15 protein-coding genes and 1 pseudogene are annotated in these 16245 nt (G+C 47.1%); 8 read left to right on the top strand and 8 right to left on the bottom strand.

Annotated elements, in window-relative coordinates; all coding sequences use genetic code 11:
• Positions 1 to 166: 166 nt before the first annotated feature.
• The gene (locus ACEW9I_RS19040; RefSeq protein ID WP_373541902.1) at positions 167 to 340 is read right to left on the bottom strand and encodes a hypothetical protein; all 174 of its coding nucleotides are present in this window, start codon (positions 338 to 340) and stop codon (positions 167 to 169) included.
• Positions 341 to 424: 84 nt separating this feature from the next.
• Between ACEW9I_RS19040 and cobN the strand changes: the two genes are divergently transcribed.
• From cobN to ACEW9I_RS19025, 3 genes are all read left to right on the top strand, one after another.
• Positions 425 to 4519: a cobaltochelatase subunit CobN gene (cobN, locus tag ACEW9I_RS19035; protein ID WP_373541901.1), complete on the top strand. Its 4095-nt coding sequence runs from the start codon at positions 425 to 427 to the stop codon at positions 4517 to 4519.
• Positions 4520 to 4570: 51 nt separating this feature from the next.
• Entirely contained in the window at positions 4571 to 5194 is a 624-nt protein-coding gene (locus ACEW9I_RS19030; protein WP_373541900.1) for a hypothetical protein, read from the top strand.
• 83 nt (positions 5195 to 5277) lie between these two features.
• The gene (locus ACEW9I_RS19025; RefSeq protein WP_373541899.1) at positions 5278 to 5592 is read left to right on the top strand and encodes a helix-turn-helix domain-containing protein; all 315 of its coding nucleotides are present in this window, start codon (positions 5278 to 5280) and stop codon (positions 5590 to 5592) included.
• A gap of 131 nt (positions 5593 to 5723) precedes the next feature.
• Here ACEW9I_RS19025 and ACEW9I_RS19020 read toward each other — a convergent pair whose 3' ends face one another.
• Both ACEW9I_RS19020 and ACEW9I_RS19015 read right to left on the bottom strand, forming a co-directional pair.
• A complete protein-coding gene (locus ACEW9I_RS19020) occupies positions 5724 to 6275 on the bottom strand; it encodes a COP23 domain-containing protein (RefSeq protein WP_373541898.1) in 552 nt (183 codons plus the stop codon).
• 115 nt (positions 6276 to 6390) lie between these two features.
• Complete coding sequence (locus ACEW9I_RS19015; protein ID WP_373541897.1) at positions 6391 to 7713, bottom strand: ATP-binding protein; 1323 nt, start codon at positions 7711 to 7713, stop codon at positions 6391 to 6393.
• A 302-nt stretch (positions 7714 to 8015) separates the two neighbouring features.
• Between ACEW9I_RS19015 and hemC the strand changes: the two genes are divergently transcribed.
• Positions 8016 to 9020 carry a hydroxymethylbilane synthase gene (hemC, locus tag ACEW9I_RS19010; RefSeq protein WP_373541896.1) on the top strand — a complete coding sequence of 335 codons (1005 nt, stop codon included), beginning with the start codon at positions 8016 to 8018 and terminating at the stop codon, positions 9018 to 9020.
• A gap of 150 nt (positions 9021 to 9170) precedes the next feature.
• On the opposite strand, the gene ACEW9I_RS19005 is transcribed toward hemC, so the two are convergent.
• On the bottom strand, positions 9171 to 9299 hold the full coding sequence (locus ACEW9I_RS19005; RefSeq protein WP_373541895.1) for a hypothetical protein: 129 nt from the start codon (positions 9297 to 9299) through the stop codon (positions 9171 to 9173).
• Positions 9300 to 9731 (bottom strand): hypothetical protein, encoded by a 432-nt coding sequence (locus ACEW9I_RS19000; RefSeq protein ID WP_373541894.1) that lies wholly within the window; start codon positions 9729 to 9731, stop codon positions 9300 to 9302.
• A gap of 238 nt (positions 9732 to 9969) precedes the next feature.
• On the opposite strand from ACEW9I_RS19000, the gene ACEW9I_RS18995 reads away from it, so the two are divergent.
• The gene (locus tag ACEW9I_RS18995) at positions 9970 to 10596 is read left to right on the top strand and encodes a CPP1-like family protein (protein ID WP_373541893.1); all 627 of its coding nucleotides are present in this window, start codon (positions 9970 to 9972) and stop codon (positions 10594 to 10596) included.
• A 136-nt stretch (positions 10597 to 10732) separates the two neighbouring features.
• Here ACEW9I_RS18995 and ACEW9I_RS18990 read toward each other — a convergent pair whose 3' ends face one another.
• Positions 10733 to 11728: an alpha/beta fold hydrolase gene (locus ACEW9I_RS18990; protein WP_373541892.1), complete on the bottom strand. Its 996-nt coding sequence runs from the start codon at positions 11726 to 11728 to the stop codon at positions 10733 to 10735.
• A 34-nt stretch (positions 11729 to 11762) separates the two neighbouring features.
• Here ACEW9I_RS18990 and pgeF point away from each other — a divergent pair, with 34 nt between their 5' ends.
• A complete protein-coding gene (pgeF, locus tag ACEW9I_RS18985; RefSeq protein WP_373541906.1) occupies positions 11763 to 12542 on the top strand; it encodes a peptidoglycan editing factor PgeF in 780 nt (259 codons plus the stop codon).
• A gap of 17 nt (positions 12543 to 12559) precedes the next feature.
• Here pgeF and ACEW9I_RS18980 read toward each other — a convergent pair whose 3' ends face one another.
• On the bottom strand, positions 12560 to 12736 hold the full coding sequence (locus tag ACEW9I_RS18980; protein ID WP_373541891.1) for a hypothetical protein: 177 nt from the start codon (positions 12734 to 12736) through the stop codon (positions 12560 to 12562).
• 390 nt (positions 12737 to 13126) lie between these two features.
• On the opposite strand from ACEW9I_RS18980, the gene ACEW9I_RS18975 reads away from it, so the two are divergent.
• Positions 13127 to 14173, top strand: a complete 1047-nt coding sequence (locus ACEW9I_RS18975; RefSeq protein ID WP_373541905.1) for a 3-deoxy-7-phosphoheptulonate synthase — start codon at positions 13127 to 13129, stop codon at positions 14171 to 14173.
• Positions 14174 to 14240: 67 nt separating this feature from the next.
• Here the strand turns inward: ACEW9I_RS18975 and ACEW9I_RS18970 are convergent.
• A pseudogene (locus tag ACEW9I_RS18970) lies at positions 14241 to 14375 on the bottom strand (Uma2 family endonuclease); the annotation flags it as partial.
• 191 nt (positions 14376 to 14566) lie between these two features.
• On the opposite strand from ACEW9I_RS18970, the gene der reads away from it, so the two are divergent.
• Positions 14567 to 15934: a ribosome biogenesis GTPase Der gene (gene der, locus ACEW9I_RS18965; protein ID WP_373541890.1), complete on the top strand. Its 1368-nt coding sequence runs from the start codon at positions 14567 to 14569 to the stop codon at positions 15932 to 15934.
• Positions 15935 to 16245 lie beyond the last annotated feature (311 nt).

Raw genomic sequence — 16245 nt, 5'->3', positions numbered from 1 at the left:
GGTTTGACTTGCTGATACATGTTTATTACCTTTCGAGCCAAGGCTTATTGCTTATTTTAGCTGATTTCCTTGGCTCTGATTTGGTCGAAAGCTGCTAGCACCAATTCTGGTTATCGGTTTCTGCTTTACTCAGCAAGCCCTGTGTAGGCAAAGGCATCAACGGCGGCTAGTAAAGTGATCCCCATTGCCAAGCTCTTTTGGGGGCATCTTGCCAAAAGTAAATACCTTTACCCAGCCAGTCATACTCATTATTACTAGGGTTGAAGCCAGTTTTGACAATTGCTGAAGCTCGATCCATGCTGGTGCCATGATAGCCATACACCCAAATAGTTTCACTCATTCTCCGACGGTTTCAAATATCTCTAACTCCAAGCATCATACCAAGTTCGTTAGAATAAGGTGCTGTCAGTCAGGGTGAAACTCGATGCATCGTCTCGCTACAATACCGGGTGGTTGGAATCCTGCGGCTGAAGGAGTGATCTTTGTCGAACAACAGCCAGGCCCAATCGCATTTATTACCGCCGCCGATACCGATATTCAGACATTAGCAGTCGCTACAACCCAGCTATCAGCGGATTTTCCCCAAGTGCGGGTGGTGAATTTGTTGCAACTCCAGCAGCAATTGACGATCGATACCTATGCCGAGGATGTATTGACGGCGGCGAAGGTGATTATCGTCCGGTTGATTGGGGGTCAATCTTACTGGAGTTATGGGCTAGAAGTCGTCCAGGAGACGGCTAGACAGACGGGAGCGGTGTTAATTGTTCTGCCAGGGGATGAGCGTCCCGATCCGACGTTGATGAGCCATTCGACTGCGAGTTTGGCGGATGTCGATCGAGTGTGGCAATACCTGATTGAGGGTGGGGTGGATAATTACCGTCAGTTATTAAATTTTATCGCCAGTCGGTGGTTGGATTTTGAGTGTGCATATCGATCGGCGGAAGCGGTACCCCGTGTGGGGATTTATGATGAGGTGCGGTGGTTGCCAGGTGGAATGCCGTTACAGGGTGGGGCGGCGATCATCTTCTATCGGGCGCACTATTTATCTGGAAATCTTGCCGCGATCGAGGCATTGTGTCAAGCTTTGCTCGATCGAAAGCTGACTCCGGTACCGATTTATGTATCTTCGCTCAAAGATCCGGTGGTGCAGCGGGTATTGACTAGTTATTGTCAGCAGGGGGTGGATGTCGTACTAAATACCACCAGTTTTTCCCTCGCGAGTTTGGATACGGATACGCCCCAGGTAGGCTTTTGGGCGACGCTGAATTTACCCGTTTTTCAGGTAATTTTGAGCGGTGCGGGGAAGGAATTTTGGGAGTCGGGTTGGCAGGGTTTGACACCGCGCGATATGGCGATGAATGTGGCTCTACCAGAGGTGGATGGACGGATTATTACGCGGGCGATTTCGTTTAAGGCGGTGCAAACTCAGAATTCGGCACTTCAGACGGATGTATTGGTATATGAACCTGTGCCCGATCGAGTCGAATTTGTAGCAGAATTGGCTTTAAATTGGTCTAAACTGCGGCGGAAATCGGTAGTCGATCGCAAGGTAGCTCTGATTTTGGCTAATTACCCGACTCGCGATGGCAGATTGGCGAATGGGGTGGGATTGGATACGCCACAGAGTTGTGTGGAAATCCTGCACGCGCTGAAGGCGGCGGGTTATCAGGTTGGGGAGATTCCGGCTGATAGTGGGGAGTTGATTAAGTTATTGACGGCGGGAGTGACGAACGATCCTGAAGGGGATGGCTGGCGGAAGGCTAATCAGTCTTTGGATTGTGGTGAGTATTGGGCGCATTTTCAGACTTTGCCGATTGCTGTGCGGGAGGGAATTGTGGCGCGGTGGGGAGATTGTGGAGATCGATCATTTCAATCTAGCTCCCTACATAGTGGGCTAGGGTACCCACAAGGATCGCCCCTACAGAATCCTCTTATCTCCCAGTCCCCCAGTCCCCCAGTCCCCCAGTCCCCCCCTCTCCCCATCCCCATCCCAGGCATCCAATTCGGCAACGTCTTCGTCGGCATCCAACCCGCACGGGGCTATGACAAAGATCCGAATCTCAATTACCACGCCCCCGATTTAGTACCACCCCATCAATACGTCGCCTTCTACCACTGGGTACGCGCAAATTTCGGTGCAGATGCGATCGTCCATGTCGGCAAACACGGTAACTTAGAATGGCTTCCAGGCAAAAGCGTCGCCCTCTCCGAAAATTGCTATCCCGAAGCCGTATTTGGAGCTATGCCCCATTTATACCCCTTCATTGTCAACGATCCTGGTGAAGGCTCCCAGGCAAAACGCCGCACCCAAGCCGTAATCCTCGATCATCTCACGCCGCCGATGACACGGGCGGAACTCTACGGGAGTTTGAATCAATTGGAGGGCTTAATCGATGAATATTACGAAGCCCAAACCCTCGATCCACAGCGGATGCCAGTAATTCGCGATCGATTAATCGCCCTCATCCAACAAGAAAACCTCCACGAAACCCTAGGCATCCAAATCCTCTCCCAGGAGCGGCTCGCGCCCGTCGGGTTCCCCGACGCGAAAAGCGAGACAAGACAGGGGTACCCACAGGGGGGGGTGGGTTCCGACGCGATACTCACACAGTTTTTAAATACCGCAGACGGTTATCTGTGTGAGCTAAAAGAAGCCCAAATCCGCGATGGTTTGCATATATTTGGTAAGTGTCCACAGGATACACAATTAAGAGATTTGGTGGTTGCGATCGCGCGTAATCCTAATGCAAATAGGCTGGGTTTAACTCGTGCGATCGCATTAGATTGGGAATGGGATTTCGATCCGTTGACGGCAGATTTAGGGAGAGAATTAGTCAACTTCGTGACTCCTAACCTTATTCCCCTCAGAAGAGCGGCTAGGGGTGAGTTAGACGCTCAAGCGGAGCCAGCAGCTAAACCCATCAGAATCATCGGTGACGCAGTAGAAATCCTCGAAGAATATGCCGCCGAACTAGTTGAACAGTTAATAGAAAGCAGCGCGATTGATGCAGAGTATCTACATTCCGCACGATTAAAATCGTCGCTAGTGGTGCAAAGTCCGCCTACGCGGACTAAGATTTCTAACCCGCGTAGGCGGGTTTCGCAACACGAGCAGCGGTTTCAACCGCTGAACTCTCTCGGCACCCACACCCAAGCAGAACTAGACTGGATCGAAACCAAACTCCTCCCCGCACTCCAACAAACCAACCAGGAAATGGTTAACCTCCTGCGAGGCTTAAACGGCGAATACATCCCCAGCGGCGCATCCGGCGCACCCACACGCGGCAAGCCCGAAGTCCTCCCCACCGGACGCAACTTCTACTCAGTCGATATCCGCGCTGTACCTACCGAAACAGCCTGGTGTCTGGGACGTAAAGCGGCAGAAGTACTGATCGATCGATATACTCAAGAACACGGCGAATATCCCCAAACCCTCGGCTTATCGATCTGGGGCACATCCACCATGCGAACTGGTGGCGACGATATTGCCCAAGCCTTAGCATTAATCGGTGTCCAACCAGTTTGGGATGGCGTATCCCGCCGAGTCGTAGATTTTGAGATCTTACCAGTATCGATCTTAGGTCGTCCCCGCGTCGATGTCACCTTGCGAATTTCCGGTTTCTTTCGCGATGCTTTCCCCAATTTAATTGACTTATTTGATAATGCTGTTAAAGCTGTCGCCGCATTAGATGAAACTCCAGCACAAAATCCATTAGCCGCCCAAGTTCAACAAGAACAACTCAAATGGTTGGAGCAAGGATTAACATTAGATGAAGCTCAGACTCGATCGCAATACCGGATTTTCGGTTCTAAACCAGGTGCCTATGGTGCCGGATTGCAAGGCTTAATCGAATCCCAAAACTGGGAAACCGAAGCAGATTTAGCCCAAGCTTATATTAATTGGAGTGCTTACGCCTATACCAGCAAAGCCGAAGGCATCGCCGCCCCCGAAGCTTTCAATCAACGCTTAGGCAACATGCAAATTGTCCTCCAAAATCAAGATAATCGCGAACACGACTTACTCGACTCCGACGATTATTATCAATTTCAAGGTGGCTTAACCGCCGCCATCAAAAAAGTATCTGGCAAAACTCCCGAAGCTTATTTCGGCGACAATTCTCGCATCGAAAATCCCAAAGTTCGCAAACTAACAGAAGAGATCGACAGGGTATATCGATCGAGAGTCGTCAACCCCAAATGGATCGCCGGGGCCATGCGTCATGGCTACAAGGGAGCCTCGGAAATGGCAGCGACATTAGATTTCTTATTTGCCTACGATGCCACGACTAATTGCGTCCAGGACTTCATGTATCAAGGTGTGGCGGATGCTTATTTATTCGATGAATCAGTCCGAGAATTTATCGAACAAAATAATCCCTGGGTACAGCGAGATATGGCGGAAAGGTTGTTAGAAGCTAATCAGCGGGGTTTATGGGAAGATGTGGAATTAGGGACGTTGGAGCGATTGAGGTTGATGGTAAACGAAGCGGAAGGGACGATCGAATCTCAGGGAAATTAATATTAAATGATGGGAATACTAAAATAGTAAGCAGATTTTTTGGTTTCAATCATGAAAATATCAACAGCAGGTGATGATTTGCTTATTATTCATTGTGAAAGATTTGAAAGTGGTAAGGTCAGTATTGAAAATCCAAATACAATCTTGACGCTCGGACTCCCCTCATTCTTTGTTCTTGTCTATATTTCTCAGCTTAGCCTGGTGCAATTTGAATCTTACTTAAACAAGCACCTGCTGTTAGTCCTTTCAATCACCTTCTTCCTAATCACTACAGCAATTGGTGCAATTCATGATATTTTTTTCAAGTCTCCCAGCATAAGAACTTCTTTTATTTATCAAGTAGATAGGAATGGATGCTTTTCATCCTATGATGGAAAAGTAAAAATAATAAGCGGTGTCAATATAGAAGAACAAGATAATTTAGTTGAATCGTTGAAAATAGTTGTTGATATGCCGATAGGTTCTTATGAAGAAGATACAATTTATATCTCATCTGAAATTTTCTACAAAGTAATTGTCGAATTAAACTTAGGTAAATGTTTTTCGATAGAAGAGAATAGTATAGAAGTTTACAGTCATCCTGAGAACCAAGTTGCATTTCACAAACTAACAACAGAAACTAATAGTGCAGTAGAACAGATTAAAAGTTTCTTGAAAAAATCTAAAAACCTTTGAAAAAACTGGCATCAGAACTATGCTCACGCCAGAAGATCTGAAAAAAGCAACACTGAAAAATAAATTAATAGAGGTAAATTGCAATGCGGAAGAAGAAATCGCTGATTCTTGAAGCAGTCCATGAGACAGCGAAGGATTTATATGAAGCTGGCGTAATGGATCGGGTGACAATGCGTGAATTTGACAGGTTGTGTTTGCCTAAGATCGAACCACTAGAACCAACACAAATCAAGCAAATTCGCGAATCGACTAATGTAAGTCAAGCAGTATTTGCAGCGATTTTAAACACGAGTTTATCAACCGTTCAAAAATGGGAAATCGGACAAAAAAGACCGACTGGTACAGCACTTAAACTACTTCACTTAGTTCAAAAAGGTGGACTCGATCGAGTGTTATGAAAAGTTAGATTAACAATCCAGACATGCCTCTTGATAAGCATTGCACCAAGCAAAAGAGTTATGGATATCGAGAAAGAGATGAAATAAAAAGAGAAGAATTTCAAAAAAAGTTAAAAGCTGAAGCCTACTTCCTAGTCCTCTTCATCGAGCCAATCCAGATCGACTGAGTTGACTATATCGGTCGTTGGCATCGCCGCGCTCTCTTCCAATCCTCTAGAACTCGCGCGATTGCGGATTGCCATCAGCCTGGCGATTACCAGTTGTGGATCTGAATTTGGCTTGAGGGTATAGAGTAGATTCTGTTGGTTGCAAGTATTCCCAAGTTTGGTGGTAGCGCAGACTACAGGTAGTTTATTGAGGCTGCCTGCCGTAATATATTTCAACTGTCCGCTGCGATACAGAGATTGAAATCTAGCAGATACTTGCTGACAGCGAACTTGGGGCGTAAATCCCGCTTCGCTAAATCCTTCCGAACTCCAAATCACGATCGGTACATCACCTTTTTTGGTTCTTGCCACGGTTGCAGGCTTACCATCTGCCCTGGCACAGACAAACCTAGTCGTCGCTGTCAATGCTTGACTAGATGGCGCAAACATACTTCCGCTGGCGATCGCGGTGACGCTTATCACAGTTAGGATCGAGAGGCGATGTGCTGCACTAGTCGCTACTGGCAATAATTTCATATATTTACTCTCCAATCGATTACTACACTAAAGAAACAACGTCTCAACTTCAAGTTCCGCACAAGTTGACGATCTGGATCGAGCTGGTGAGGGCAGGCTCCCTAATTTTTAACTCTCAACGGTCGATCGCATTTCCCATTAGAGCATCGATAAATTGCCGTGCGCTGCGTCCAGAGCGACCATTGTGTCTTGTCGCCCATTGTAAAGCACGCTGTTCGAGATCGTCACGATCGATCGGTAATTGTGCTGAAGTTGCTAGATGGCGCACGATCTCCAGATATTTAGGCTGGTCGGCTGGTTCAAAGGTGAGCGTTATCCCAAACCGATCGCTAAATGATAATTTTTCTTGAACCGTATCCCACATCTGGATCTCGTCTGCATCTTGGGGTCGGGGTCGATCTGCAAAATACTCTCTGACCAAATGACGACGATTGGAAGTGGCATACACTACTACATTTGCAGGTCTGGGCGTCACACTCCCTTCTAACACTACCTTTAATGCTTTGAAAGCTTCATCATCTGCTTCAAACGAAAGATCGTCTATAAAAATAATAAACTTCTGCGGCAGATCCGTCAACCGATCGAGAATTAGTGGCAGATCGATCATTGCTGATTTACTCACCTCAATCAGCCGTAATTGATTCTCAGGATCGTAATTTAATAAGCCTTTAATTAGGGATGATTTACCAGTTCCTTTACCTCCATACAATAAGATATTTAGAGCGGGTTTACCTGCAAGCAAAGATTTAGTATTACTTACGAGCTGGGCTTGCTGCTGCTCATAGCCAACGAGATCGCCGATCTGAATCCGATCGGGATTAGTAATGCCCACTAGTCCACCTTGCCATTTCAAGGCTCTGTATTTACCAAAAATACCTACTCCAGATTGGTGATAATATCGCGCGAGATCTGTAACTAATTCACCCCATTTTTGCGAGTGTAAGGCATCGACGATCTTAGATCGGCGATCGCCAATCCGGCATTCCAGCCAACAGATCGATCTCCCACCGATCTGTTCGATCCATTGAGGGATATATTGTCCGCAAGTATAAAGGATATGTAATGACTGAAGATCTTGCCTTGCCGCCGCCAGGAGGGCTGATGATAACCCGTTCTGGCTTGGCTCGTGCTGGAGATCGAGATCGACTCGTTGCACTTGGAGACTAAACGGATTTTCGGCACGCAAAACTCGATCGATCAGATATTCTTCCCAGCTCCAATTTTCGGTAGCCAAAGCCTTAAAGAAACGCCCGTAGGCAGTCAAACAAATCAGCGCATTCCCTTGAGATCTGTCGCCACTAGCGATCGCTTGCAATAGTTCGACCAAGGCAATCCCCACCTCATTAGCCAAGACATCTTGGTAGAGCAATAGTCCAGCAATTGCCCGTTGCATCTGATGAAGTTCGGCGGTATGTCGATCGTGATGGGAGGAAGTCATATAATTAGGTGTTAGGCTTTAGGTATTAGGTTTTAGGGCAAGAAATATATAATTAGGTGTTAGGCTCTAGTGTGTAGGGTGGGCACTGCCCACCAGCTAGATTTGAGGTATTATCAATTTGATAAATGAATTATTTATTAAGTGTTATTGGCGATTCTCTTGCAGAGAGGCTCCGCCAACGAGAGGCGATCTATTGTTGATTCGCCCAAGGGCGATCTCATTGCTACTAGCAACCGATCGCTAGTAGCTGTATCCTAGATTAAGTATTTAGATGCGCTAGATTAACGATCTCTTTTTAATATATGTCCGCCGATATTACTAACTCCACCCAGACCATCCGCATCGCTTCGCGGAAAAGTCAACTAGCACTGGTGCAAACCTATTGGGTGCAAGCCGAGTTGCAGAAGCACTTTCCAGATCGCACCTTTGAAGTCGAGATGATGAGTACCCAGGGTGATAAGATCCTCGACGTACCGCTAGCAAAAATTGGCGATAAAGGGTTATTTACTAAAGAACTCGAAGTCAAAATGCTCGATCGATCGGCAGATCTGGCAGTCCACTCACTCAAAGACCTCCCCACCAATCTACCAGAAGGATTGATGCTCGGTTGTATTACCGAGCGGGAAAATCCAGCGGACGCGTTAGTCGTCAATGCCAAATACGCAGGCTCTCAACTCGATACCCTCCCCGCAGGTGCCGTAATTGGGACATCTTCGCTCCGTCGCTTGGCGCAACTGCGCCATCATTTTCCCCACTTTGTGTTCAAAGATGTGCGGGGGAATGTCAATACGCGGCTGGCAAAGCTAGATGCAGGTGAATATGATGCGCTGATTCTCGCCGCTGCGGGCTTACAACGCCTGGATTTTGGCGATCGCATCCACCAGCTCATTCCGCCAGAATTGTCACTGCACGCGGTCGGACAAGGGGCACTCGGGATCGAATGTCGGACTGAAGATCCCGAAATCCTGGCGATCCTCCAATCCTTACAACATCAATCCACCGCTTATCGCTGTTATGCAGAGCGCGCCTTCTTGCGCGAACTCGAAGGTGGTTGCCAAGTCCCGATCGGGGTCAATACTACCATTGATGGCGACAATCTCACCCTCGTTGGGATGGTATCGAGCCTAGATGGACAAAGATTAGTCACAGATACGATTACAGGTTTGGCTACCAATGCCGAACAAATTGGCAAAGATCTCGCCCATCTACTCCGCAGCCAAGGCGCACAAACTATCCTTGATGAAATCTTTGAATTGGTGCGTCGGGATGGCTTGAAAAAAGTGTTGGACGAGCAGACAAATAGTTAATAACGTTGTTAAATTAAGGATAGGGTCAATTTCGGATACATTTAATAGTTATCGAATTCGAGTGACGATATGTCGGTGGGCAGTGCCCACCCTACTTCTGGTACGCTGCGCGAACACAATCTCTTCATCAATCGAGCGAGAAAAGTCTTCCTAACGCCTAGACTTTTGGAAATATTTTAAATTAGCCAAAGTCCGCTGATAGTTGAGATTATCGCCCTGCAATTTAAACAACCCTACCGCAATGCGGAGATCGGTAATCGCGCCCAAACAGTCGCCCATTTAATGACGTGCGATCGCGCGGTTATTATAAGTAATGGCTTGCTCTGGCAAAATACGGAGTACCTGAGAATAATCGAGATAAGCACCCCGATAGTCTTTCATATTTAGCTTGGCTGCCGCGCGATTGTTGTAAGCAATCGCCCGATCTGGCGCGAGGCGAATGACTTCGGTATAATCAGTGATCGCGGGTAGATATCGCGCTAGTCTAGCATGTAGTATCCCGCGCTGGAGTCGAGCATCGAGATCCTGGGGATTTTGTTGCAGCGCAGCGTCGAGACTGGCAATAGTTGGCGGCGTAGGAGCGGGTGTGACAACTGTTGATGACTCGATTTCGGGCTGTTTGACATCGGTTGCGGCTACTGTTGATATTGGCATGAATATCGACGCGATCGTCACGATGATACCGAGCTGGGACAATAAATATTTAGTCATCAGGAAGCGTCTCAAATCGAACTCAACACAATCTCTGGGTATTATTGTAACTTTCCATGAGCTAACTTTGTAAATAATCATATCTACTCAAGTTGATGGATGACAGGTTAAAGGTAAATTTTAGGAGTGGGTACCTCCTACCCGCTAATTCTTAACATTTGCTGCCAAAAGTGGCAGATACATCCAAAGCAGTCTAGAGTAGAAAGTAGCAGGTGGAGACCATCATTGGAGGTTGTGAATGAGTCAGCAGAATCCTTATGAGCAGCTAGGGGTAGCAGAAGATGCCACCTTTGAAGAGATTCAAGCTGCTAAACAACGTGTAATTGCCCAGTTAGGTGGCGATTCACAGCTACAAGACAACGTAGAATCAGCTTATGATGCGATCTTGATGGAACGGCTCAAGCTCCGTCAGCAAGGCAAAATCAAAGTGCCTGACGGAATTAGATTTCCCGAGAAATTACCTACTGTAATACCAAAAAAATTTACCTCTCTAGCTGTTCCCAATTCTCCAAGTTGGTTGAGCGATAGTTTTGAAAGTCCCAGCCAACCGCAGTTGCTGACAACATCAGGTGTTTATACAGTGCTGGGTGGTGCGGCATTGGTACCGAGTATTGCCTACACGGGACTACCAACCTTGATTGCCATCGGGGCTGGGTTTAGTCTCTATTTCGTCAATCAGAAGCAACGTCGATTCAAACGCGCTTTACTGGGTACTCTCCTCGCGCTACTTGTCGGTACCGTCGGCTCTAGCTTGCTCGTCAATTCTTTACAGCTCCCAGTCGCGCAAATTGGTATCCCAGGGGAGGTGTTTGCGGGACTGGTGACTTTCGTACTACTATGGGTTGTGAGTAGTTTCACGAAGTAAGTAGCTACGCAGATCGTCGCTAAATTAGCGATAGGGTGTAAAAAATCTAAATCTATTTCAAGCGCAGCAATAAGTAGGGGCAATCGATCGGTTAGCCCTATTTATTGCTATGAAATGTGAGGAAATGGTACCGCTCTCAATTAATCAGGCTCAGGCACAGATCGGTTACGGCACTAATAATTAGTTCTGGTCGATCGACCCATACAAAATGACTGGTATTGTCAGCGCAGAACTGTGTAGAGTTGGTGGATAGCTTGAGTAAATCGAGGTGAATCCGATCTCGAACTCGATCCGCTGCTGGCAAAAACAAGAATTTTATGCCCAATAAGGGTCTGAGAAAGGTTTGAGATTTAATACTAACGATCGGTAAATCACCCAGATTTTTAGCTACTTTTAACTGTCTACCACTATTGTCTAAGTTCCACATTTCTTGTCCCATTGTCAACCAGTGACGGGCAGCATAGAACGACCTTTTGACGTGCTGTAAATCCGCTCTGGGAAACTTTTTGAGTTCGGGTTTGATGAGTTCAAATACACCTAGAATGCCAAGTATGCGGACTATTCCTAGAGCTGCGCCGATCGCGACAAATCCAAAACTCAGCGTAAAAAATGCTTTGAGCAATCCCACGCTCCACGGCAAAGCTAACATCCCATCTTCATGCAGTCCATCGGTAAGCACTAGCCCCACAACCTCACCAGGAAATTGATGAGCGTACAGGCGCATATTATAACTCCCAAATGAATCTCCCACTAAAATATATGGTGGTGCGACCTGAGCGATCGCCAATAACTCATGCAGTTCATCAACGATCTGCTGGCTGGTACGCGGCAAAAGCGATCCCTCACTCCAACCATAACCCGATCGATCGTAAACACAGACCTTGGTTACTTTAGCAAGTTCGTTAATCAATAAATATCCCTCAACTCCGCCCAAACTAGCATCGATAATTACAGTAACTTTACCAGAACCACGGAGTTGGAGATGCCTAACTTGACGATCGCTAGTTGTAAATAATTGCCCAGGCGGTGGCGCAGATTGGCGATCTCGATAACTCGCAAGCTGATGATAAATCGTCGTAGCAGCTAGTCCGATAATCTCGATCGTCTGAAGGGGTGATAAGCTATTAAACATCTGAATCGATCGCTATAGATAGAGCATGGGATTTATGTGGCAATGGCAAACCTGGTCGGGATTACCCTATTTAACTTGCGATTTACTCGCTGACTGGCAACATGGCTTTTTTACCCGTCAGTTTGCCCCCCGCAACCCACAGGATCTGACGCCGATTTTGGCGGCTGGTGCTAGTACTCACCGCCTCAAGCAGGTACATGGCAATGTCATTCTCACTCCCGCCGAAATCGAGAGTACCACCGATCTCGAAGTCGAAACAGGTCACGCCCTCGCCGACGGATTGCTGACAGCACGAACCCAACAAGCTGTCTGGGTAGCCAGTGCTGATTGTAACCCGATCCTGATTGCCAATCGGCAGACTGGTAACGTTGCGGCGGTACATGCTGGGTGGCGGGGCACATCACTAAATATTGCCACACTCGCCGTCAAACGGTTGCTGGTAGGCGCGGACAGCATCGCCGATATCATCGTCGCGATCGGTCCGGCGATCGCTGGGGAAGTCTACCAAGTCACTACCCAAGTCGGATTGGAAGTCTGTCGCTCGATCGCTCCAAATCCCCCCTCTGGCGACCTAGAAGCAGATATTGCGAGTTTACTTTCCTTATCCAATTCACCCCTGTTGCCGGACGCACAAGCAGGGAGAGTTCGTTTAGATGTCCGGCGGGTCAATCAACTCCAACTCGAACAATTGGGTGTCGATCCGCAGCAGATCGCAATCGCGCCCCACTGTACCTATCAAGAACCTGAATATTTCTTCTCCTACCGTCGCGAGAAACTCAAACAAGTCCAATGGTCGGGAATTGTCAGTAATTAGAGCGGTTTGGTTCAGCTCTAAATCTTGCAGCCAATAGCGGTTGGATCGACTGGGAGTGGACGATCGCTAGTACTAGTAGATCGCCAGCCGATCGTCAATCGATCGCAATTATTGTCGCGATCGGACGAATCTTCGATATAATGAACTAAAGCAGATCGCAGATCTGGGCAAAATGGCTTTAGATGTAGAGCCACATCGCGTTAATCGCCGAGCTGACTCGACTAACCAAAAATATTTAAAATCTAATGTACTTATTCAGTTGGCATCGATTTAGAATCTAGCAAGTAATAATGCCCTGTTGAGGGTAATAGATCGGTCGATGCTTACTCACTTACCACGATAAAATTATTAGCTATTCGATCGAATATCTCACATCTAGTCAGTGAGAGCGATCGGAGCGACAATAATCCAAGTGGGTAAGCTGCGACCTTGAAAGCAGCTCATTTAGCCATGCTGTAACGCAGGCAATCGCTGCACCAAGTCTGCACCATAATTATTGCCATTACTTCCTCATGCAAAATTCAACATCCGTCGGTGAAGCCTCTCCATTGGAGAATCAGGATATCCAGAGCCTTGAAAAGAGCATGGATGCAAACGTCCTCGGCGATACGAATATCAACTACTCAAAAATCTTGATCGCACCCAAAGAACTCAAGGAAAAGTTACCGTTATCGCCTGAGTTAGAACAACGAATTGTTGATTATCGTCGCCAGATTCAAAAAATCTTAGATTTCCAAGACAATCGTAAATTCATCGTCGTCGGTCCCTGCTCGATTCACGACATCACCGCCGCCGAAGAATACGCACACAAACTCAAAGATTTAGCCGATCGAGTCCGTGATAAATTCTTGCTGATCATGCGAGTTTATTTCGAGAAACCCCGCACCACCGTCGGCTGGAAAGGATTGATCAATGACCCAGATATGAACGAGTCTTTTAATGTCGAAAAAGGCTTACATATCGGGAGAAGTTTACTAATTAAACTAGCAGAAATCGGCTTACCCACAGCTACCGAAGCACTCGATCCGATCGTCCCCCAATACTTAGATGAATTGATTGCTTGGGCGGCAATTGGCGCGCGTACCACCGAGTCCCAAACCCACCGTGAAATGGCGAGTGGACTATCGATGCCCGTCGGCTTCAAAAATGGTACCGATGGCAGCGTGAAGGTCGCCTTAAACGCTCTGCAATCTGCCAAGCAACCACACAATTTCCTGGGCATCGATAAGCACGGGCGAGTTAGCGTGTTCCAAACTAGAGGCAATGCCTACGGACACATCATCTTACGTGGTGGCGAAGGCAAACCCAACTACGATCCCGTCAGCGTCCAAGCTGCCGAAAACGAACTCAAGAAAGCCAACTTACCACCACGAATTGTGGTCGATTGCAGTCACGGCAATTCCAGTAAAGATTATCGCCTCCAACCGATCGTCTTTGAAAGCACGATCCAACAAATTATCAATGGTAATACCTCGATGGTGGGGATGATGCTGGAGTCCAATCTCCACGAAGGCGGACAATCAATCCCTGAAGATCTCACTCAGCTTAAATACGGCGTGTCAGTGACTGATAAGTGCATCAATTGGGCAGATACCGAGCGGATTATCATGGCTGCATACGATCGACTTTAGATTGATTAGACTTACATCTTACTGGGATTAGATCCTCGACTGCTTGAAGCAGTCGGGGATCTATCGTTTAACCTAGCAAATCATCAATTTCAAATTGAACTTGACGATATAAGTCAGAAATGGCAATTTCGACACCAATTGATTCTAGTTGCAAGATATCCTCTCGATCGTACTCTGATAGTACCCACTGACCCTTTTCATTAATTTAATCAAAAATTGGTAATCATTAAGTTTCAGTCAAAGATAAATTGTCGAAAGGTGCATCACAAATCATCTTAGCAAAGCTGCTAGATCGTAAGACCTAATTTCGATCTATAAATATGTACCGGAGTTCCCACATTCTCCACCCGATCGCGATAAACTAGAATATTGCTCTCTTGTGTTCAGAATTTTATGTCGCTGCCGATCGTTGCTATTATAGGTCGTCCCAATGTGGGTAAATCCACACTCGTCAATCGTTTGGCGGGAGCGCGGGAATCGATCGTGCATGATGAGCCAGGAGTTACCCGCGATCGTACATATCGGCGGGCATTTTGGCAAGATCGTGAGTTTGTGGTTGTAGACACCGGAGGGCTGGTGTTTGATGATGAGACCGAATTCCTACCGTTGATTCGCGAACAGGCGATGATGGCTCTGTCTCAAGCCAGTACGGCAATCTTTGTCGTCGATGGACAGCAGGGAATTACAGGTGGAGATTTGGAAATTGCGACTTGGTTGCGTCTCCAAAAAATTCCGATCTTTGTCGCTGTGAATAAGTGCGAATCTGAAACAGTCGGTGCCATGCAGGCTGCTGATTTTTGGGAGTTAGGGTTGGGCGAACCTTATGCCGTCTCTAGTATTCACGGGAGCGGTACGGGGGAATTACTCGATGAATTAATTCTCACTTTGCCTGTGATGGATGAAGTAGAAGAGCCAGAAATTCGGATTGCCATCATCGGTCGTCCAAATGTCGGCAAATCCAGCCTGCTGAATGCTTTCCTCGGCGAGAATCGATCGATCGTCAGTCCGATTTCGGGAACTACTCGCGATGCGATCGATACTGTAATTACCCGCAATGGTGCTAATTATCGCTTGATCGATACCGCTGGGATTCGGCGCAAGAAAAACGTCGATTATGGGCCAGAATTTTTTGGAATCAATCGTGCTTTCAAAGCGATCGATCGTTGCGATGTCGTCCTGCTCGTCTTAAATGCGATCGATGGTGTTACCGAGCAAGATCAAAAATTAGCCGGACGGATTGCCGAAGAAGGGCGGGCGTGTGTAATTGTCGTCAATAAATGGGATGCTGTCGAAAAGGATTCCTATACTATTTATGACTATCAAGATCAGTTAAATACGCGGCTCAATTTCACCGAATGGGCGGAAAATATCTTTGTCAGTGCCCTCACTGGACAACGAGTTGATAAGATCTTGGAAATAGTCGATCGCGCTGTCGAACAACACCGTCGTCGTGTGAGTACCGCCGTCATCAACGAGGTACTCGAAGAATCCACTAGTTGGCACAATCCCCTCGTTACTCGTCAGGGTAAACAGGGCAAAATCTACTACGGTACCCAAGTCAGCGCACAACCACCAACGATCGCATTATTTGTCAACGATCCTTCTCGGTTCAATGATAACTACCGTCGTTATATCGAGAACCAGTTTCGGACTCAACTCGGCTTTGCAGGTACTCCCTTGCGTCTCCTCTGGCGCGGTAAGAAGCAACGCGAAGGCGAGAAGATCGTCAATCGTGCTACCAGAGTCAAAGCTGCTAAGTAACCCAAGTTGCTACCGATGGAACGCCTACGATTGTGTCTTGTCTCGCTGAACCCTGTCTGCGAGACGCTGCGCGGACTGAGACTTCAGGAGTATGTAATTGATAGCAATAAGTAGGGTGGGCACTGCCCACCAGCTAGGTTTCAGGATATTTCTATGTTAGGAATATCGATCGCACCTCACCTACTCATTCAACATACTTGTTACACTCAAACATTGTGTGGTGGGCTACTGGGACTATTTCTTTGTTAGGAATATCGATCGCACCTAAATCCTCACCCCTAAAGCCTAAAGCCTAAAGCCTCAAACCTAAT

The organism is Chamaesiphon sp. (assembly GCF_041738855.1).
Taxonomy (GTDB): domain Bacteria; phylum Cyanobacteriota; class Cyanobacteriia; order Cyanobacteriales; family Chamaesiphonaceae; genus Chamaesiphon.
Note: the sequence above shows the minus strand (reverse complement) of the source record. Positions and strands in the feature narration are given on the sequence as shown.